The organism is Pseudenhygromyxa sp. WMMC2535 (genome assembly GCF_011083025.2).
The window spans coordinates 7,826,264-7,844,725 of record NZ_JABJWV010000001.1; the positions used below are offsets into that span (position 1 = coordinate 7,826,264).

Here is an 18,462-nt window from a genome sequence, read left to right on the forward strand (position 1 = left end):
GCTCGGACACGCTCACGGTGCTTCTCCAGCCTGCTCGGGCGCCCCTTCGCCAACCCCTTCGCCAACCCCTTCGCCAACCCCTTCGACAGCACCCTCGAGGCGCTCGAGGGCAGCTTGGAAGTGCTGGCCCAGGCCGGCGTTCATCACCGGCACGAAGTAGCCACCGAGCACCGGGGGGAGCTCCCCGGTGTCGTGCAGGATGACCACGACCACGCCCTCGTCCTCCCCCGCCTCGTAGCGGATCTCGCCGTGGTTGTTGACCTCGTCGGTCTCGATCTTGCCCTCCCAGCGCACGCCGGTGGTCGGGTCGGACTCGACCAGAGTCATCTGCCCGGTGCTGCCCCCACCCTGCCAGCGGACCGTGGCCCCGACCCCGGCGCCCTCGGCCGTGACGGTCATGCCCAGCTCGTCTTGGTCGGGATCGAACATCCACTCGGGCCAGCGCTCGAGATCCCCGACCAGCGCGTGGATCTGCGCGCGGCTGGCCGTGATCTCGACCCGGCGATCCACCTCCCAGGTCCGCGGGAGGAACAGCCCGACGACCACCAAGGTGAGCACCGACAGGCCGACCGTGATCGCCAGCCACTTCAAGAGCAGCTTGATCGTCGGCCGGCCGCCCTCGGCCATGGACGCCTCGCTCACGGCTCCCCCTCGAGGCTGAGCAGGTAGGCCACCAGCTGCTCGAGCTGTGTCTCGTCGAGCTGGCTGGTCGCGCCGTGCAGGTCTCCCGTGTTCTTGACGGTCAGCACCTCCATCAGGGTCGCAGCCGAGCCGTCGTGAAGATAGGGGGGCGAGTTCCACAGCGCGTGTAGCGTCGGCGTGTCGATGCCCGTGAGCGGCTCGCCCAGGCGCAGCCCAGAGCCCGGGCCGAGCGTGCCCACGTCGTGGAGCAGCGGCGTCAGCGGCCCCGCCCAGGCGCTATCGCTGAGCGCAGCCCCGCTGTGACAGTCGACGCAGCCCAGCGCCGCGGACTCGAACAGCGCCTTACCCGCGGTAGCCTCGGCGCTCAGCGATCCCTCGCTCGTGCGCTGAGGGCTGCGCGGAAAAGCGCCGAGGCTCTCGACGTAGGCGGCGAGGGCGTCGAGGTCCTCGGACAGGCCGACCTTGGGGTCACCGAGGCTGTCGGCCACCGTCCCCGACGCCCAGTCGGCGTCGTCGAGGAGCCCCAGGCCGCCAAAGGGCCCGCGGATGTCCTGCTCGAAGTCCTGGATCTCGTCGAAGTTGGCGCTCCAGTGCACCGGCCCGTGCTCGAGGCCCGCGCGCCCGAGCAGCGAGATCGTGTTGCGCAGGCCCTCCCCGCGATCCGTGAAGTCCCAGGTCCGGCGATCGGCCTCGCCGTCGAGGTGGCAGTGGGCGCAGGCGATGTAGCCGTGCTTGGCCAGGCGCGCGTCGTAGCTGTCGTTGAACAGCTGCTTGCCGCGGAACACCTCCTCCGCCAGCGGCTCGGCGTCGACCGTGGCCAGCGTGGCGATCGGCTGAGGCAGGACGTCGAAGCTGCCGACGTCGTAGACGCGCAGCTCTCGCGACAGCTCGGCGTGGACGTAGAGGTGGCGGTCGTCGGGCGAGAGCGCCAGCCCCGAGGGCGCGTAGCCGACGTCGAGCAGCGTCCCCGCCTGGGCCCCGGTCAGCGCATCGTAACGCTCGACGCCCCGGCTGCCGCGCATGGCCACGAACAGGTAGTCGCCGCGGCTCGAGTACACCCCGGCGGCGGCGAAGCCCCGGTTGTCGAACTGCTTGCGAAGATCGAAGTTCTCGCTGGCCGAGATCAGCCCCTGCTCGTCGGCCTCGCCGAGCACCAGGAACGAGACCACCGCGCGGACCGTGGTCTCGAAGGTCAGGGCCTCGCCGCTGAGGTACTCGCCGTGGGCGAAATTCGCCTGGGTGCTGGGCACGGCCACGCGGTCGCCCACGGGCGAGACCAGCAGCTGATCGAGGTAGCTGGGCACGCCGCCGATCTCCGTGTCCGAGGGCGGCGTGGGATCGTAGGCCAAGCTGATCAGCTCGACGCCTGCGCTCTGAGGATCGTAGACGCGCAGCTGCCCCTCCTCGTCCGGCGAGCGCCAGCGGCTGACGGCCACGCGCCCGTCGGGCCAGGCCGCGAGCCCGCGGGCGTCGGGGAAGCCCTCGACCACGGTGAAGGGATCCGAGAGCGCGGGGCCGGTCTGGACCGCGAGGGCCCCCGATCCCTCTGCGCCCTCCGGACCCGTCGACCCTGCCAGGGCCACATAGTTGCGCTCGCCCACGCGCAGCGCCGCGGCCGGGCGCGAGCCCCTGGGCAAGCTCGCGAGCTCGCCCGGACCCTCGCTCCAGTCGAAGGTCTGGATCGCGTCGACCTCGGGGCAGGCGATCAGCCCGCCCTCGAGATCCGCGCTGAGGCTGCGCGGGCCCGCGCAGGTCGACCAGCGCCCGATCAGCGTGAAGCTCGGCGCGTCCGCGTCGCCCTCGCGCTGGATCAGCGTGAGCGCGCCGGCGTCACGATCGAGCACGGCCACGCGATCGAGCTCGGGCTGCACGGCCACGCTGCCGGCCTGGCGCGGCTGGTGGACCGGCGCGCGCGTGGCCGTGATCGTCACGTTGGTGGCCAACGTCCCGCCCTGGCCGTCGTAGACCGTGAGCACCGGGTAGTAGCGGCCCGGCGCCGCGTAGCTGTGACTGGCCACCGGATCCGCGCTCGGCTCGTCCTGGGCCGTGCCGTCGCCGAAGTTCCAGTGGTAGAGCGCCGCCCCGGTCGAGGCCGAGGCGTCGAGCTCGAACACCTCGTCGATCAGCACGTAGCGCGACTCTCCTGCGTCGGCGACCAGCGCCTCGCCCTCGGTCTCCGTGCCCGTGTCGGTATCCGCGTCGGTCTCGCTCCCCGAGTCGGACTCGCTCCCCGAGCCGGACTCCTCGCCGGTCCCGGTCTCGCTCCCCGAGTCGGACTCTCCGCCTCCCGTGCCCGACTCGCTGCCGGGGCCGACCTCGTCGTCCTCGCCGCTATCGTCCGCGCAGGCCAAGCTCACCGCCAGGGCCGCGATCAACAGGCGCGCGCACGCGACCTCGGCCACACGACCTTCGTTGCCATGATTCGAGCGCATCATCTTCATCCTCAGCCCGCCGTGGTGAAGGTGGAGGTCAGGGTCTCGGCGAGGGCGTTGCCGTTGTAGTCGACGAGGCCGCCGGCCGGGAGCTCGAGGGTGTAGCTCGTCCCCGGCTTCAGCGCCTGCTTGGGCGCGAAGTTGACGATGCTCTCCTGCGTCGAGATCCAGCCTTCGACCCGGGTCTGCGCCGGGTCCGTGCCCGTCTCGTAGAGCCGCACCGAGCCCTCGAAGGCGCTCTTGGGCTCGATCATCTCGTCGAAGCTCACGCCCACGCGGCTGGTCGTGGCCACCCCCGTGGCCGCGTCCGCCGGCCACACGAAGGTCAGCTCCGGGGCCTCGCTGTCGGGCTGCGTGGCGTAGGGCGCGACGGCCGTGCCCTCGTTGGTGTTGGCCTCGTCGTCGACGCTCAAGAACACCACGTTGCCGATCGGCGTGGCCGTGTCGAGGTCGCCCTCGAGATCCAAGACGGCGACCTGCTCGACCTCGGGGAGGTTGGACCAGTCGTAGATCGCCGCGAAGTTCGACTCGCCGACGAAGGCCAGCTTGTCCTTGGCGAACACGTAGCCGCCGTTGCCCCCGGACTGGTTCTCGCCAGCGAAGCTCGGGTTGCCGGGATCGTGGAGGTCGTAGATCAGCAGCCCGCCCCCGCCGTCCTTGATCGCGTAGAAGCCGTAGGCCCCGTTCCAGTTCGAGAAGTAGGACTCGCGCGGCTGGTCGAGGGAGTCGCGGATCGAGAAGTCCCCGCCGGCGATCGGCTGCGGGTTATCGGGGATCGACACGTCGAGCATGATCGTCCGCGGGCCCTCGGCCGCGGTGATCATCAGCAGGTTGCCGATCACCTGGACCTGGCCGGCGCGGTGCGTGGGGTTGAAGCTGAGCTGCTCGGCGAGCACCGGGTTGGCCGGATCGCTGGCGTCGATGATGTACAGGCCGTTGTCGCCGCCGGCGGCGTAGATCCACGGCGCCTGATAGAAGGCGCTGAGGGTCACGCGGGCGTAGGCGTCGGGGTACAAGAAGCCGGGCAGCTCGACCAGGGCCTCGGCGGTGGGGCTGGCCGTGTTGCTCACGTTCCACATCTGCACGCCGCCCGAGAGGCCCAACAGCGGCTGCTCGATGCCGTCGACCACGGCCCACCAGCTCTCGCCGACCTTGGCGAAGCCCGTGGCGTGGGTCTCTCGCATCTGATCCGAGGTCCCGTAGCCGACGGCCTGCGGCGCGCAGGGATCGGAGACGTCGAAGAAGGTGATCCCCCCCGCTCCCCACTCGGGGGCCCAGGGCATCATCAGCAGGCCGTCGAACATCACCACGAGGTTGTGGTGATCGGCCGTGTCCCCGGAGCCGCCGTCCAAGGTCGCGCAATTTTGATAGAGCTGGTCCTCGCCAAAGCTGGTCGCGGGTCCGCCGGGCCCCGTGGTCCCGCCCCAGGCGTCGGGCGCGGGATAGGGGTCGCCAGGGTCCCCGGTCTCGCCCGTGTCCTGCGTGTCCTCGCCCGTGTCCGGCGTGTCCTCGCCCGAGTCCGCCTCGCTCGTCCCCGAGTCCGCCTCGCCCTCGCCGCTCTCGCTCGAGCTCTCGCCCGAGTCCTCCGACGAGCCCGACTCTTCGCTGCCGACGTCGGGATCGCCGATCTCGTCGTCGCCGCTCGAGTCGGCGCAAGCTGTGAAGACGACGGCCAGCGCGGCCAAGCGGGGGACCCAGAGCGATGTTCGAACCACGAAACCGAACTAATGTGCCCCAAGCGCCCGCGTCAAGCAGATCGCGCAGCGCCGACGAGCCAGCTGGCTCACTCCGGTCGCGTCCCACTGGCCAGCTCGGCCAGCGCCCTGGCTGTCAGCCCTCCTGGGCCGAGACCACGCGGTTGCGGCCGCCCTGCTTGGCCAGGTACAGGCACTGGTCGGCGGCCTCGATCAGCTGGCCGACGGTCTCGTAGCCCGACTCCCAGATGACGAGGCCCAGGGAGACCGTCACCGGGATGCGGTTGCCCTCGAACTCGAACTCGTGGTCCTGGACGAGCGCGCGGATCTCCTCGGCGAAGGTCTGCGGGCCGGGCTGCTCGAACTCGTGGAGGATGACCGCGAACTCCTCACCGCCATAGCGCGCCACGAAGTCGTGCTTGCGAGCGCGACGCTGGACGAGCTGGGCGACCTCGCGGAGCACGTGGTCTCCAGCCCGGTGCCCCCAGGTGTCATTGCAGCGCTTGAAGTGATCGATGTCGAAGAGGATCAGCGCGAGCGGCCGGCCGTAGCGCTCGGCGCGGGCGAACTCGTCTTGGACCTTCTCGTCGAAGCTGCGCCGGTTGAACACGCCGGTCAGCGCGTCGTAGCGGGTCATCGTGAACAGCTGATCGTGGTAGGCAGCCTCGACGTTCGACCCGCTGATGAACTTGAAGACCGTGCGCCCGACCTTGATGCGGTCGCCGTCGCGCAGGTAGACGTTACCCACGGGCTGGTCATTGACGTAGGTGCCGTTCGTCGAGCGAAGGTCGCGAAGTTGGACGCCGCGATCATCGACGGCGATCTCGACATGGTTGCGCGACACCGATCGGTGGTTGACGCAGATGTCGTTGTCGCGGCCACGACCGATCGTCAACGCTTTGACGTCGAGGTCGTACTTGTGCCCGATGTTCTCGCCGTGGATGACGACCAGACAGGCGGGCCGTCGGACCAACTCGTCGAGCGACCGCAGCGTGGTGACCACTGTCGGCTCGCGAACGACGGTCCCGGACTGGCTGGGGGGCACCGACGTCATGCCGCCCCAGAGTAACAGGTTGTGGCGGCCCTCGCCCACGAAGACATGGGCCCCCACGGTGACGCGGGCCCACCCCGCCCTTCTCGCCGGTCTCGGAGCGTTCGGTGCCAACTGCGCGCGAGGCCCGTGAACGTGACTGCGCTATTTGCGAAGCCCGATTCGCTTTGACTTTGGGCCAAGTAGCATCCAAAAGGCCGTCATGAGCCACGATCCCAGCCTCGCCCAGGCCGATCCCGAGATTCACGGGCTGATCCGTGCAGAAGATCAGCGCCAACGCGAAAGCCTCCGGCTGATCGCCAGCGAGAACTACGCCTCGCGCGCCGTGCTCGAGGCCGGCGCGGCCAGCCTGACCAACAAGTACGCCGAGGGCTACCCGGGCCGTCGCTACTACGAGGGCATGGACAACATCGATCCCCTCGAGCGTATCGCCATCGATCGCGCCAAGGCGCTGTTCGGGGCCGAGCACGCCAACGTCCAGCCTTACAGCGGCTCCCCGGCGAACCTCGCCGTGCTCCTCGGCCTGTGCTCGCCGGGCGACGTGACCATGGGCTTGTCGCTGCCCGCCGGCGGCCACCTGACCCACGGCTGGAAGGTCAGCGCGTCGGGGATCTATTACAAATCCGTCCAGTATGGTGTTCGCCAGAGCGACCACCGCATCGACCTCGATCAGGTCCGCGAGCTCGCCCGCGAGCACCGTCCCAAATTGATCTGGGTGGGGCACTCGGCCTATCCGCGGACCCTCGACTTCGCGGCCTTCGCCGAGATCGCCTCGGAGGTCGACGCGCACCTCGTCGCCGACATCGCGCACATCGCTGGCCTGGTGGTCGGCGGCGCGCACCCCAGCCCGATCCCCCACTGCGCGGCGGTCACCACGACCACGCACAAGACCCTGCGCGGGCCTCGGGGCGGGCTGATCTTGTGTCGCAAGGCCCACGCCAAGGCCATCGACAAGGCGGTCTTCCCCGGACTCCAAGGCGGCCCCCACAACCACGCCACCGCGGCCAAGGCCGTGGCCTTCCACGAGGCCGCGCAGCCCAGCTTCCGCGAGTACGCCCAGCGCGTGGTCGCCAACGCCAAGGCCCTCGCCGAGGCGCTGATGGGCCGCGGCTACGAGCTCGTCACCGGCGGCACCGACAACCACCTCATGCTCGTCGACCTCAGCAACCGCGGGATCTCGGGGCGGGTCGCCGCCAAGGCCCTCAACGGCTGCGGCATCGAGCTCAACGGCAACTCGATCCCCTTCGACGAGCGCAAGCCCTTCGATCCCTCGGGCGTGCGCATCGGTGCGGCGGCGCTGAGCTCTCGCGGCCTCGCGCCGGCGCACATGGCCACGGTCGCCGAGCTCATCGACGCCGGCGTGACCGAGGCCGCGGCCAACGAGGGCGAGGTCTCCGAGGCCTTCGCCACCCAGCTGCGCGGGCGGGTCGCCGAGTTCCTGTCCGACTTCCCGGCGCCGGGACTATAGCGGTACACCACGTGCCTGCCGCGACGTGACGAACATTGATTCCAGGCAGCACGGGGCAATCAGCTATGCTCCCGCCAGTCCCATGAACATGCATAAGACCATCGTCCGTCCCGTCGCGATCCTGCTCGCCGCCGGCTTCGGCGTCGCCATCGGCGCCTGCGGGCCACACAGCGAATACCGCATCGAGAACGTCTGCGAAGACTACTGCGAGCGTCTCTACGACTGCACCGACACCACCGACATCGAGGACTGCATCGACGAATGCATCGATCAGGCCGATCGCTGCGACACCGACTCGGACATCGAGGAGGCCCTCGACATCCTCGACGAGTGCATCGCCGAGTCCTGCAACGAGATCATCGGCTGCTCCATCGAAGCCTGGGGCGAGTGCATCATCTGAGGGGAGCGTCGCGCCCTTGACCGCCGCCCCTCGCACCTTCGTCCTGACCTTGTTCGCCGCGCTCGCGACCTCGAGCGGCTGCGAGCGCACGCCCGAGGCCGACGACACCAAGGTCGATCCGCCCGCGGACGCGCAGGCCCGCGAGCAGCACGAGGCGCTCAAGCGCGAGGCCCACAAAGAGGCGCTCGCGGCCGCCTTGCGATCGGGGCGCTCGGTGTTCATCGCCGCCGATCCCCTCGGCGCCTACGCGGCCGGGCGAGCCCCGGCCGCGCCCCCTCCCCTCTCGCTCGCCGATCGTCAGGCCCTGCGCGAGCGCCTGGAGATCGCCAAGCGCGACGCCGGCGAGATCGACGAGCGCTACCTCGATCCCCCGGAGGTCGTGATCCTCCGGACGCTGCGCTTTGGCCTGACCCGGCTCTACGACGAGCTCGAGCGTCACCCGCAGCTGCGCCTCGATCCCCAGGCGGGGCTGCGCGCCGTCGCCGAGACCCTCGACGAGCTCGAGTATCGCCTGCTCGGAGCGGACTGTGACGCGGCCTGCCTCGAGCTCCCCGCGGGCCTCGCCGCCGACCTGCCCACGCTCCGCGATCAGCTCGAGGGCGCCTCGCTGCCAGCGCTCAGCGGCGCCAAGGCCACGGCGACCCAGCTGGCCGCCCGCGCCCGCGGCCTCGCCCAGCGCTCGGCCGGCGTCCGCGGCGAAGACCTCGACGACGCCCAGGGCGAGGCCCTCGCCCGCGACCTCGCGGCCCTCGCCGCGGCCCTCGACGAGCACGCGGCCTGGCTCGCCACCGCCGAGGCGGCCGTCCCCAAGGCGAGCGCGAGCGCGGCGTGGACCGACGAGGCCCCGCCCCTGCGCCCCGGCGGCGTCGAGGAGCTCGTCCGCATGCCCGCCCACCTCGGCGCCCGCGCCCTGCGGCGGCGGCTGTCCGTGGGCGAGCGCGTCGACCTCGATCTCGAGCGCGCCGTCGCCGATGGCGAGCGCTTCATCGGGCGCTGGGAGGCCATCGAGACCCAGCTCATCGGCGCCGAGACCTCCGCCGAGGCGGTGCTCGCCGAGGATCCGGCCGCGCCCCCGAGCGTCGCCCGCTGCGAGGCGCTCGTCGAGCGCATCCGCGAGGACCTCGCGGCGGTCGAGGAGGTCGCCGCGCCCGAGCTCGACTGCGCCCGCTTCGTCCAGCTCCATACGCCCGAAGCGATCCCCGAGGGCGCGCTCGCCCTCGAGATCCTCGATCGCGCGGTCATCGAGCCGCAGCGCCGGAAGCTGCGCGGCGAGGAGCTCCCGGAGCTCGCGCTGATCCGCGGGCGCTGGTCCGAAGACGTCCACCGCCACCTGCGGCGGATCATGCTGCTCTCGCGCATCGAGCACCCCCAGGCCCGAGCCCAGGCGGTCATCGAGGGCCGGGAGGCGCTGTGCCTGTCGACCGCGGCCTTGTGGATCCACGCCGAACGAGGCGCGCCCGCGGACCTCACCCTCGGGCCGGCCTGCGCCATGCTCGGCGACCCCGCGGCCATCGACGCCCGCGTCAGCGCCGATCCGGACGCGGCCCTGACCGGCTTTGGCCTCTCGCTGATCGGAGACGAGCCCGCGCGCATGGTCGGCTTCGACCGCTTCTTTTGGGCGCCCCTGGGCCTGATGAAGACCCTGTCCACGCCCCCGGGCATGCACCCCGACGCCTTCGTGCTCCCCGACGATCCCATGCCCGCGCCGGAGCCCGCCATCGACGTGAAGGTCGAGACCTTCGGCGCGGACGCGCAGGCCAGCGAGTAGGAGCGCTTCGTGCCCCGATCACCTGGTCTGGAGCGACGCGAAGACCTCGGCCGCCAGCTCGACGCCGCGACCCGGGCCCGACTCGATCGTGGCGAGCACGAGGCCGTCGCCACCGAGCTCGCCGCGGACGATCGCTTCGCCGAGGCCGGCTGGGTGCTCGAGCAGATCTGGGACTTCGCCGGCGCCGCGGGCCACTATCTGCTCGCCGGGCGAGTCCTCGACGCGCTGCGGGCCGGGCTCGAAGACGGTGGGCCCGATGCCCTGGCCCAGGTCTTCGAGGCGCTCGAGGCCCGCCGCGATCCCGAGCTGTGCCGCGAGGCCGCGAGCTTGCTCGAGCGCCGGCGTCGACACGAGGACGCCGCCCGGGTCCTGCGCTGGGGCGAGGCCAGCCCCGAGGCCCAGGCCGCCGCGCTGACGGCCGCCGGCGACCGCCTGGCCGCGGCCAGGACCCTCGCCGCGGCCGGCCAGACCCGCCAAGCCCTCGAGCGCCTCGGCCCGCCGGCCCTGAGCGACAGCGCGACCGCGACCTTGGCGGCCGAGCACGCGCTGGCGGCCGAGCTGTGCTGGGACCTCGGCGACGCCGAGGGGACGGCCCGCCACGCCCAGGCCGCCCGCCGCGGCCCCGCTGCCCTCGACCACCCCGGCGACCAGCCCAGCGACCAGCAGACCAAGCTCCGCCGGCTGCTCGCGCGGGCGCTGTCGAGCCTCGGCCACGACCTCGCCGGTCAGCTGGTCCTCGCCGAGGCCCCCGACGATCCCTTCCAGGGCACGAGCGAGGAGCTCGTCGCCCACGGCCGCTACCGCGTCACCGGGGTGCTGCCCGCCCCCTTCGCTGGCGCCGCCTACGTCGGCGTCGATCGAGTGAGCCTGCAGGAGGTCGAGCTCCACCTGCTGCTCGCCGAGTACGGTGAGCACGAGCAGCCCGGGCGAGGCGTGCGTGCGGCCCTCGATCGCTTCGCCCGGATCGCCGAGGCCGCCCAGGCCCTCGCCCACCCAGCCATTCGGCCGATCCTCCGCCTCGATCCCCACGTCGGCCTGCTGGTCATGCCGCGCCGCGAGGGCCCGCTGCTGCGCAACCTGGTCCGCGCCCCCGGCATGGCCAGCGCCGCCCCCGTCCGCGCGCGCTCGCTGATCGCCTTCATGCTCGACGCCCTGGCCACGGCCCACGCCGCCGGCTTGACCCACGGCTCGCTGCTGCCCAGCCAGATCGTCTGCGACGCCCTCGGCCGCCCGCTGCTCGGCCCCTTCGGCGCGCACCGGCTCTCGGGGCTGATCGCCACGCGCACCGGCGGCCTCGAAGAGCTGATCGCCCTGACCCCGCCCGAGCAGCGCGCCGGTGAGCCGCCGACCCAGGCCAGCGACCTCTACATGCTCGGGGCGCTGTGGGTCGCGCTGCTCGTCGGCCGCTTCGGCGATCCGATCGTCGGCCTCGCCGAGCTCCCCGACAAGGAGCGCGAGGAGCTCGTGCGCTGGCTCGACCCCGACCCCAGCGCGCGGCCCAGCGCCCGCGAGGCCCTCGCCCACCTCGAGCAGGCCCCCGTCAGCGACCTCGCCCAGCTCGTCGCCGGCCAGCGCGTCGAGGACAGCGCCCGCCCACGGCCCGCGCTGGACCGTCGCCTCGGCCGAGCGATCACCGTGCAGGCCAGCGCGAGCTGGTCCGACGAGGCCCTCGAGGCCCTGTGCGCCGCGCGGAACCCCTGGCTACAAAACATCCTCGACCGCGACGGCCGGACCTTCCAGCTGGCCGCCTGGCCCGAGGGCTGCCGCAGGCTCGAGGCCCAGGCGAAGTGGCGTGAGCAGCTCGATCCTCTGGCCCTCTCGCTGCTCGTCCCGAGCAGCGAGCCCAACGCCCGCGAGGCCCTCCAGAGCGCCGCGCCCGAGGCCGCGGTCAGCGAGGCCGCGAACTCGGCCCTGCGCGCGGAGATCAGCGCGCGCCTCGACGGCGAGGCGATCGTGATCACCCCCGCCGAGGAGCGGATGATCGCCCTCGACCAGCTGCTACTTCGCTAGCGAGCGCACGATCCCCTCGATGAACTCATCGATCAGCGAGGTCTCGCTGGGGATCGGGTAGGCGGGGTGCTCCTCGCTGAAGCGGCCGTTGTTGAGCAGCGAGCACATGCCGTGGACGGTGGCCCAGATCTGGAACGAGCTCATCTCGACCTTGAGATTGTCCCGCCACACGCCGCTCTCCTTGCCAGCGCGGATCGTCTCGCGGACCACGGACAGCGGCCGCAACAAGCGCTGAATGTCCTCGTCCGCGAGCTGCTCCCACTCGAGCATGTCGTGCTCCATCAGCACCGAGTAGAGCCAGGGGTTGGCCCGTGCGAAATCGAGGTAGCGGCGAACGACCCCGCGCAGGCGCTCGACGGGATCTTGCTCCTCCAGGGCCGGCTCGACGGCCTTGTAGAGCAGCTCGATCCCGTAGACACGGATCTCTCGCAGGATCGAGGCCTTGCTCTCGAAGTGCTGATACAGCGCGGTCGCGCTGACCCCCAGGCGCGAGGCTATCCCGCGCATTGTCAACCCTTCCTCCCCGAGCTGGCTTCCGAGCTCCAGGCTGGTTTGAATGATCGCTTCCCTCAAACCTGCATTGCAACGACGCGACACGAGCCTAGGATAACATCATTTAAGCCATGGGTGACCACAAAGCGCAGGCCGACGCGAACACCCTCGCCGAAGATCGAAGCGAGCTGCTTTGGTGGCCGACGCTGCTGTTGGCCACGGCACTGCTTGCGCTCGCACTGTGGGCCATGCCCCGCGAGGTCCAAGCAGGCGACGCCGGAGAGTTTGCGACCGTCATGCTCACCGGCGGCGTGCCGCATCCATCGGGCTATCCGTGGATGCGTGCCCTCGGCCTGATCTCGCGGGCGCTGTGGGCCCTCGGCCTGCCCCCTGCCCTGGCCGCCGCCTTGCCCCCGAGCCTCGCAGGCGTGGCTGCGTGGACGATCTTGCAGCGAATCGCAGGCCGGCTGTGTGCAGCTGCGCTCGGGTCTGCACGGGCGAGCTGGATGAGCGCCGCCCTCGTCGGCCTGGTCGCCAGCGCGCCCCTCGTGGTCATCCACGTCAACGACAGCGAGGTCTGGGGACCACACCTGCTGTTTTCCGCGCTGTTCATGCGCGCGCTGATCCGCGAAGACGCGACGCCGCTGCGCTTGGGTATATGGCTGGGTCTCGCGGTCAGTCACCACCTGACCGCGATCTTGCTGATCCCCATGGCGATCGCAGGCGCGTGGCCGCGCCCCGGCGAGCGCCGCTTCGCCCGGCTGCTGGCCAACGGCGGCCTCGGCCTGCTCGGCAGTGCGATCGGCCTCGCACCCCTGCTCAGCTTGCCAATCGGATCAGCTGGCGGCTGGCGCTGGGGAGATGTCCGCAGCGTCGAGGGCTTCCTCCACCACGTCCTGCGCCGCGACTACGGCACCTTCAGCCTGAGCCTGCACGAAGACAGCGTGTCCGCCGTCGACACGATCGCGCGCTGCCTCGCCAGCCTCGCCGAGGTGTTCAGCGCGGGGCTGATCGCCTCACCGTGGTTTGGCGCCCTCGTCCTCGCCCTCGCCCTCGCCGGCGCGACGATCGCCTGGCGACGCAGCGCCCCCAAAGACCGCGCCGGCGCTAGCCTCGGCATCGGCATCGGCATCGGCATCGGCTGGATGGCGAGCGTGCTCGCGGCCAGCCTGGTCTTCCCCGCCGCCCAGAACATCGACCCCAACGGCCCCTTCGGCGCGTGGATCCTCGAGCGCTTCGATCTCCTGCCCACGCTGCTGCTGGTCCCGGGGCTGTGCCTGGGTCTGGCCGCGCTCTCGCGGGGGCTCGCCGAGCTCGAGGCCCTGAGCGCGCGCAGCCAGCTGCTGATCCGCGGCGGCCTCGGGCTCCTCGCCCTCGTCCTCGGCCTCGCTCAGCTCGCGGCGATCACCGAGCGCGGGCGCCCGGCCACGGAGCGCGCGGTCGAGCGCGCCGCGGTCGATCTCCTCGAGTGCCCCGATCCCCTCGGCCCCGCGATCCCCTCGGCCGGCCAGCCGATCCGCGCGATCGTGATCGGCACCGACGACCACCGCAGCTTCCCAGCCCTCTACGCCCGCGAGGTCCTCGGCGCCGGCGAGCACACGCTCTACATCGACGCCCAGCTGCTCGCGCATCCCTGGTATCGCGCGCGCCTACGCGAGCGCGTCCCCACCCTCCCCGACGTCGACAAGCCGCTGCGCCTGATCGCCGAGATCTGGTCCGACCCGACCCTCGATCAGCTGCCGATCTACCTCGCCAACGTGTTCTCCCGGCCGGCGGAGAGCTTCCCCCGGGTCCCCGAGGGCCTGCTGTGGCGCATCCCCCTGCCCGCCAGTCACCCGCGCTTCGTCGCCGAGGACTGGAGCCTCGACGCGGTCACCCAGCGTCACCTCGCCGCCCTCGATCGCCTCCAGGTGAGGGCCGAAGACTTCGCCGGCCTCGACCACCCCCGCGGACACCCCTGGTCGGCGGATCTGTGGCGCGCCTACGTCGACAAGTCGCGGGCGCTCGCTGCCCAGCTCGCGGCGGCCGAGCGCGTCGACGCCCTGCTCGCCCTCGACGCCCGCCTGCGCCAGCTGACCGGGGTTGGGCTTCGAGAATAGCCAGTCGGACTGCATACTCTGGCCATGCAGACCTTCGATCAGGAGCTGCACACCGCCATCGATCTCGCCACCGAGTGCGGCGCCATCGCCCTCGCGCTCCAGGCCGGCGGGCCCGAGCGCCTCCAGACCCGCGACAAGGCCGACGACCAGGGCCCCGTGACCGCAGCCGACCTGGCGGTCGAGGCCCGCATCATCGCAGGGCTGCGCGAGCGCTTCCCAGACGACGCCATCCTCGCCGAGGAGAGCGCCGTCGACAGCGCCTGGCCCACGGCCGAGCGCGTGTGGATGATCGACCCCATCGACGGCACCCGCGACTTCGCCCAGGGTGCGGCCTGCTGGGCCATCCACATCGGCCTGTGCGTCCGGGGTGTCCCCGCCCTCGGCGTCGTCCACGAACCCAGGGCCGAGCGGACCAGCTGGGCCATCGACCACGAGGACACCCAGCTCGCCTGGACACGCGTCGACGGCGGGCCGCCCCTGGCGCTCCATGGCATCCGCGAGCGTCGCCAACCTCGCTGGGGCCTCGTCGCCAGCCGCAGCCACCGCAGCCCGCGGATCGATCCGATCATCGCGGCGCTCGGGCTGCGCGACGATCAGGTCCAGCGCACGGGCAGCTGCGGGGTCAAGCTGGCGATGATCGCCCGCGCCGACGCCCGCGCCTACGCCCACCCGACGCTCGGCACCAAGCTCTGGGATAGCTGCGCCCCCCACGTGATCCTGCGCGCCGCAGGTGGTCGGCTGACGACCATGACCGGCGCGCCGATCTCCTACGCCGGTCCGGACATCGCCCACACCCAGGGCCTGCTCGCGACGGCGCCGGGCGTCGACCACGACGCCGTGGTCGCTGCCCTGCGTCCGCTGACCCGCGAGTGGTACGGCTAGCGCCCCGAGACCGTCATCTGGTCGACCCGGAAGCTCGGCGCCGCGATCGCGCTGCGGAACTCGAGGTCGTTGGCCACGGCGTCGATCCCCTGGAGCAGCTCGTCGAGGTTGCGCGAGATCGTGATCTCGCTGATCGGGACGGTCAGCTCGCCCTGCTCGATCAAAAAGCCCTGGGCCCCGCGGCTGAAGTTGCCGGTCACGGGGTCGAAGCCAAAGCCCATCATCGAGGTCACGTAGATCCCTCGATCGATGCCCGCGAGCAGCGCGGCCGGCTTGCGGCGGCCCTTCTTCATGTAGAAGTTGCTGGTCGTCGAGTAGGGGATCCCGCCGCCGCCGCCCGCCGAGCCCGTGGGATCGAGCTTGAGCTTGCGAGCGCTGTAGCCGTCGAGCAAGAAGCGATCGAGCTTGCCCCGGGAGATCACCGAGTTGACCCGCACCGCCCTGCCCTCCTCGTCGTGGGCCCGCGAGCCCATGCCCCGCGGCAGCAAGGGGTCATCGACGATCGTGACCTCCTCGCTGGCCACGACCGTGCCCAGGCGCCGCGCCAGGTAGCTCTGCTCGCGGTAGACCGCGTCGCCGAGGATGCACGAGGCGATCAGCGAGACGATCGCCCGGGCGGCGTCGCGGTCGAAGACCACCGGGTAGACGCCGGTCTCCGCCTTGATCGAACCCAGCGTACGCACCGCTCGCCTCGCCGCCTCCGCGCCGACCTCGGCCGGGCTCAGCAGATCCTCGAAGTGCCGCGCCGAGGTCCAGTGGTAGCCGTTGCGCTTCTTGCCGCCCTCGTCGTCGGCGACCACCTGCGCGACCAGGCTCGCGTGGGTCCCCGCGCTGCGGCCGACGAAGCCGCCCGAGGTCGCGAGCACGCTGTGTCCGGCGCCCCGGGACATGCTCGCGCCCTCCGAGGAGGTGATCCGAGGGTCCTCGGCGAAGGCCGCCCGCTCGGCCGCCTTCGCCAGACGCAGGGCGCGGTCGGCCGAGATTCGCGCCGTCTTGGCGTCCCAGAGATCCAGCGCCGGGAAGCGCGAGGTCAGCTCCTCCGGATCGGGCGGCGCCGCCAGGGGATCGGGCTCCGAGAGCTCGGCCATCTCGATCACCCGCGGCAAGAAGCGCTCGAGGCCCTCGCGCGAGAGATCCGTCGTCGACGAGGTCGCCACGCGATCCCCGTGGATGACTCGCACGCTCAGGCCGCTCGACTTCGCCTCCTTGATGAGCTCGACCTCACCACCGCGGACCCCGACCTCGAGCTGCTCGCCCTGGCCGACGGAGACCTCGGCATGATCGGCCCCGAGGGCCCGCAGGCGATCGAGGGCGAAGCCCGCGACGGACTCGAGCTCGTCGAGCAGGCGCTCACTGCTGCGCGGGAGGCCCTTGGAGAGCACCGCCGGCGCGGACTTCTTCTTCACGGCCGTCTTCTTCTTCGCGGCCGTCTTCTTCTTCGCGGCCGTCTTCTTCTTCGCGGCCGTCTTCTTCTTCACGGCCGTCTTCTTCTTCACGGCCGTCTTCTTCTTCACGGCCGTCTTCTTCTTCACGGCCGTCTTCTTCTTCACGGCCGTCTTCTTCTTAACGGCCGTCTTCTTCTTCGCGGCCGTCTTCTTCTTCGCGGCCGTCTTCTTCTTCGCCGCCGTCTTCTTCTTCGCCGCCGTCGCCTTCTTCACGGCGGTCTTCTTCTTCGCAGCCGTCTTCTTCTTCGCGGCCGTCTTCTTCTTCGCGGCCGTCTTCTTCTTCACGGCCGTCTTCTTCTTCACGGCCGTCTTCTTCTTCGCAGCCGTCGCCTTCTTCACCACGCTCTTCTTCTTCGCCGACTTCTTCTTCACCCCAGCCTTCTTCCTCTTCACCGTGCGCGTAGCGGTACGCTTGCGGGTCGGCCTGCGCTTGCTGGCCTTCGCCCGAGAGGGGCGCTTGTTGGTGATCTTGCGGTTGTTTCGCTTGCCCGAATTCACGTTCGACTCCTCTGGCGCCTTCGTCAGCCCACGCTCGATCCACCCACGGTCAGCGCATCCAGCTTGACCGTCGGCATGCCGACGCCCACCGGGACGCTCTGCCCGTCCTTGCCACACGTCCACATGCCGTCAGAGAGCGCGAAGTCGTGGCCGACCATGCTCACGGTGGCCAGCGCCTCCGGCCCGTTGCCGATCAGGTTGGCCCCCTTGAGCGGGGCGGTGAGCTTGCCGTCCTCGATCAGGTAGCCCTCGGTCAGCGAGAACACGAAGTCACCGTTGGAGATGTTGACCTGCCCGCCGGAGAACTTCTTGGCGTAGACGCCCCGCTTGACCGACTTGATGATGTCCTCGGGGTCTTCCTCGCCCGCGGCCATGAAGGTGTTGGTCATCCGCGGCATCGGCTCGTGGCGGAAGGACTGGCGGCGGCCGCTGCCCGTGGGCTTGGTCCGAAACCAGTCGGCGCTGATCCGGTCGTGGAGGTAGGCCCGCAAGATGCCGTCTTCGATCAGGCGATGCTCGCGGGGGAGCACGCCCTCGTCATCGACGTTGATGCTGCCCCGTGAGGCCAGCAGGCTGGGATCGTCGACGACGGTGACCAGCTCGGAGGCCACCGGCGCGCCGATGCGATCGGTGTAGTTCGAGGTCCGCTTGCGGTTGAAGTCCGCCTCCAGACCGTGGCCCACGGCCTCGTGCAGCAAGATCCCCGAGTCCCCGGGGGCGAGGACCACCGGCAGCGTCCCCGCCGGCGCCTCGCGGCTGTCGAGGTTGAGCAGAGCCACGCGCGCAGCCTCCTGCCCGTGGTCCTCGGGGCTCACGCGCTCGAAGTACTCCAGGCCCATGCGCCCGCCGCCCGAGCTGCTGCCCTGCTCGACGCGCTGGTCGTCGCGGGCCACGGCCATCACCGACATCCGACACATCGGCTGGAAGTCGTAGACCATGTCCCCGCGGCTCGAGACCACGAGGATCTCCTTGTGGACGGCGACCAAGCTGGCGTCGACGCGGATGATCTTGGGGCTCGCGGCTCGGGCCGCGCGGTCTGCCCGGCGCAGCAGCTCGACGCGCTGCTTGCCCTCGACGTCGACGACCTCCGCGCTCTCGAGCGGGTAGGCGTCGCCCGGCTTGCGCTTGCGGATGGCCTTGGCCGGCGTGCCCGCGGCCGAGGCCACGCGCGCGGCCGTCTGCGCCGCCTCGAGCATCGCCTGGGGCTCGAGGCTCTCCGCGTAGGCGAAGCCCACGGCCTGGCCCTGGACCACGCGGATGCCCACGCCCATGTCGACGGAGCCGCCCACGCTGCGCACGCGGCCGTCCTCCATGGAGATCGCCGCCGAGCGCCGATACTCGAAGTAGAGGTCGGCAAAGTCCCCGCCCCGAGACAGCGCCGCGTCGAGGATCGTCCCAGCCTGCTGGCGGGAGATGGCCTGGGGGCCGGTCATGAAGGGCGCCTCTGGACGCCGCAGCGTCGGGGCGGATGTCGGCTTCGCGCGTGCTGCCATCTAGTCGATCGTACGCGCGAGTCCGCCGGGAGGCCAAACACGAAAAAGGCGTTCGACCAGCTGGTCGAACGCCTTCCTGGGACGCCGG

At 71.1% G+C, this 18,462-nt stretch carries 14 protein-coding genes; 6 read left to right on the top strand and 8 right to left on the bottom strand.

The window, feature by feature from the left end:
* Positions 1-12 precede the first annotated feature (12 nt).
* The 4 genes from G6O69_RS30290 to G6O69_RS30305 all read right to left on the bottom strand — a co-directional run bounded on the left by G6O69_RS30290 (position 13) and on the right by G6O69_RS30305 (position 5,822).
* A complete protein-coding gene (locus G6O69_RS30290) occupies positions 13-642 on the bottom strand; it encodes an SRPBCC family protein (protein ID WP_172306951.1) in 630 nt (209 codons plus the stop codon).
* Entirely contained in the window at positions 639-3,074 is a 2,436-nt protein-coding gene (locus G6O69_RS30295; protein ID WP_172306952.1) for a PKD domain-containing protein, read from the bottom strand. Before G6O69_RS30295 ends, G6O69_RS30290 begins: the two co-directional genes overlap by 4 nt.
* An 11-nt stretch (positions 3,075-3,085) precedes the next feature.
* Positions 3,086-4,789: an Ig-like domain-containing protein gene (locus tag G6O69_RS42435; RefSeq protein ID WP_176397174.1), complete on the bottom strand. Its 1,704-nt coding sequence runs from the start codon at positions 4,787-4,789 to the stop codon at positions 3,086-3,088.
* A gap of 115 nt (positions 4,790-4,904) precedes the next feature.
* A complete protein-coding gene (locus G6O69_RS30305; protein ID WP_172306954.1) occupies positions 4,905-5,822 on the bottom strand; it encodes a GGDEF domain-containing protein in 918 nt (305 codons plus the stop codon).
* 199 nt (positions 5,823-6,021) lie between these two features.
* Here G6O69_RS30305 and glyA point away from each other — a divergent pair, with 199 nt between their 5' ends.
* The 4 genes from glyA (at position 6,022) to G6O69_RS30325 (ending at position 11,465) form a co-directional block, all read left to right on the top strand.
* Positions 6,022-7,287, top strand: coding sequence for a serine hydroxymethyltransferase (gene glyA, locus G6O69_RS30310; RefSeq protein WP_172306955.1), 1,266 nt, complete (start codon positions 6,022-6,024; stop codon positions 7,285-7,287).
* A gap of 82 nt (positions 7,288-7,369) precedes the next feature.
* The gene (locus tag G6O69_RS30315; protein WP_172306956.1) at positions 7,370-7,687 is read left to right on the top strand and encodes a hypothetical protein; all 318 of its coding nucleotides are present in this window, start codon (positions 7,370-7,372) and stop codon (positions 7,685-7,687) included.
* 16 nt (positions 7,688-7,703) lie between these two features.
* The gene (locus G6O69_RS30320; protein WP_172306957.1) at positions 7,704-9,455 is read left to right on the top strand and encodes a hypothetical protein; all 1,752 of its coding nucleotides are present in this window, start codon (positions 7,704-7,706) and stop codon (positions 9,453-9,455) included.
* Between the two features lie 9 nt (positions 9,456-9,464).
* On the top strand, positions 9,465-11,465 hold the full coding sequence (locus tag G6O69_RS30325; RefSeq protein ID WP_172306958.1) for a hypothetical protein: 2,001 nt from the start codon (positions 9,465-9,467) through the stop codon (positions 11,463-11,465).
* On the opposite strand, the gene G6O69_RS30330 is transcribed toward G6O69_RS30325, so the two are convergent.
* Positions 11,454-12,062: a TetR/AcrR family transcriptional regulator gene (locus G6O69_RS30330; protein ID WP_346017104.1), complete on the bottom strand. Its 609-nt coding sequence runs from the start codon at positions 12,060-12,062 to the stop codon at positions 11,454-11,456. The genes G6O69_RS30325 and G6O69_RS30330 overlap by 12 nt on opposite strands.
* Before the next feature lie 26 nt (positions 12,063-12,088).
* Between G6O69_RS30330 and G6O69_RS30335 the strand changes: the two genes are divergently transcribed.
* Both G6O69_RS30335 and G6O69_RS30340 read left to right on the top strand, forming a co-directional pair.
* Positions 12,089-14,056, top strand: coding sequence for a DUF2723 domain-containing protein (locus tag G6O69_RS30335; protein WP_172306960.1), 1,968 nt, complete (start codon positions 12,089-12,091; stop codon positions 14,054-14,056).
* Positions 14,057-14,080: 24 nt separating this feature from the next.
* On the top strand, positions 14,081-14,938 hold the full coding sequence (locus G6O69_RS30340; RefSeq protein ID WP_172306961.1) for a 3'(2'),5'-bisphosphate nucleotidase CysQ: 858 nt from the start codon (positions 14,081-14,083) through the stop codon (positions 14,936-14,938).
* Here G6O69_RS30340 and G6O69_RS30345 read toward each other — a convergent pair.
* The 3 genes from G6O69_RS30345 to G6O69_RS30355 are packed head-to-tail and all read right to left on the bottom strand — an operon-like array spanning position 14,935 to position 18,374.
* Positions 14,935-16,596: a TldD/PmbA family protein gene (locus tag G6O69_RS30345; RefSeq protein ID WP_346017159.1), complete on the bottom strand. Its 1,662-nt coding sequence runs from the start codon at positions 16,594-16,596 to the stop codon at positions 14,935-14,937. The genes G6O69_RS30340 and G6O69_RS30345 overlap by 4 nt on opposite strands.
* Complete coding sequence (locus G6O69_RS30350; RefSeq protein ID WP_172306962.1) at positions 16,502-16,924, bottom strand: hypothetical protein; 423 nt, start codon at positions 16,922-16,924, stop codon at positions 16,502-16,504. Before G6O69_RS30350 ends, G6O69_RS30345 begins: the two co-directional genes overlap by 95 nt.
* Positions 16,905-18,374, bottom strand: coding sequence for a metallopeptidase TldD-related protein (locus G6O69_RS30355; RefSeq protein WP_255215913.1), 1,470 nt, complete (start codon positions 18,372-18,374; stop codon positions 16,905-16,907). The genes G6O69_RS30350 and G6O69_RS30355 overlap by 20 nt, the downstream gene beginning before the upstream one ends.
* Positions 18,375-18,462: the final 88 nt, after the last annotated feature.

What these genes read in the sequence shown, in the direction of transcription:
- G6O69_RS30295 (WP_172306952.1), bottom strand. Translation starts at nt 3,074, where the DNA reads ATGCGCTCGAATCATGGCAACGAAGGTCGTGTGGCCGAGGTCGCGTGC.
- G6O69_RS30305 (WP_172306954.1), bottom strand. Translation starts at nt 5,822, where the DNA reads ATGACGTCGGTGCCCCCCAGCCAGTCCGGGACCGTCGTTCGCGAGCCG.
- glyA (WP_172306955.1), top strand. Translation starts at nt 6,022, where the DNA reads ATGAGCCACGATCCCAGCCTCGCCCAGGCCGATCCCGAGATTCACGGG.
- G6O69_RS30315 (WP_172306956.1), top strand. Translation starts at nt 7,370, where the DNA reads ATGAACATGCATAAGACCATCGTCCGTCCCGTCGCGATCCTGCTCGCC.
- G6O69_RS30335 (WP_172306960.1), top strand. Translation starts at nt 12,089, where the DNA reads ATGGGTGACCACAAAGCGCAGGCCGACGCGAACACCCTCGCCGAAGAT.
- G6O69_RS30340 (WP_172306961.1), top strand. Translation starts at nt 14,081, where the DNA reads ATGCAGACCTTCGATCAGGAGCTGCACACCGCCATCGATCTCGCCACC.
- G6O69_RS30355 (WP_255215913.1), bottom strand. Translation starts at nt 18,374, where the DNA reads ATGGCAGCACGCGCGAAGCCGACATCCGCCCCGACGCTGCGGCGTCCA.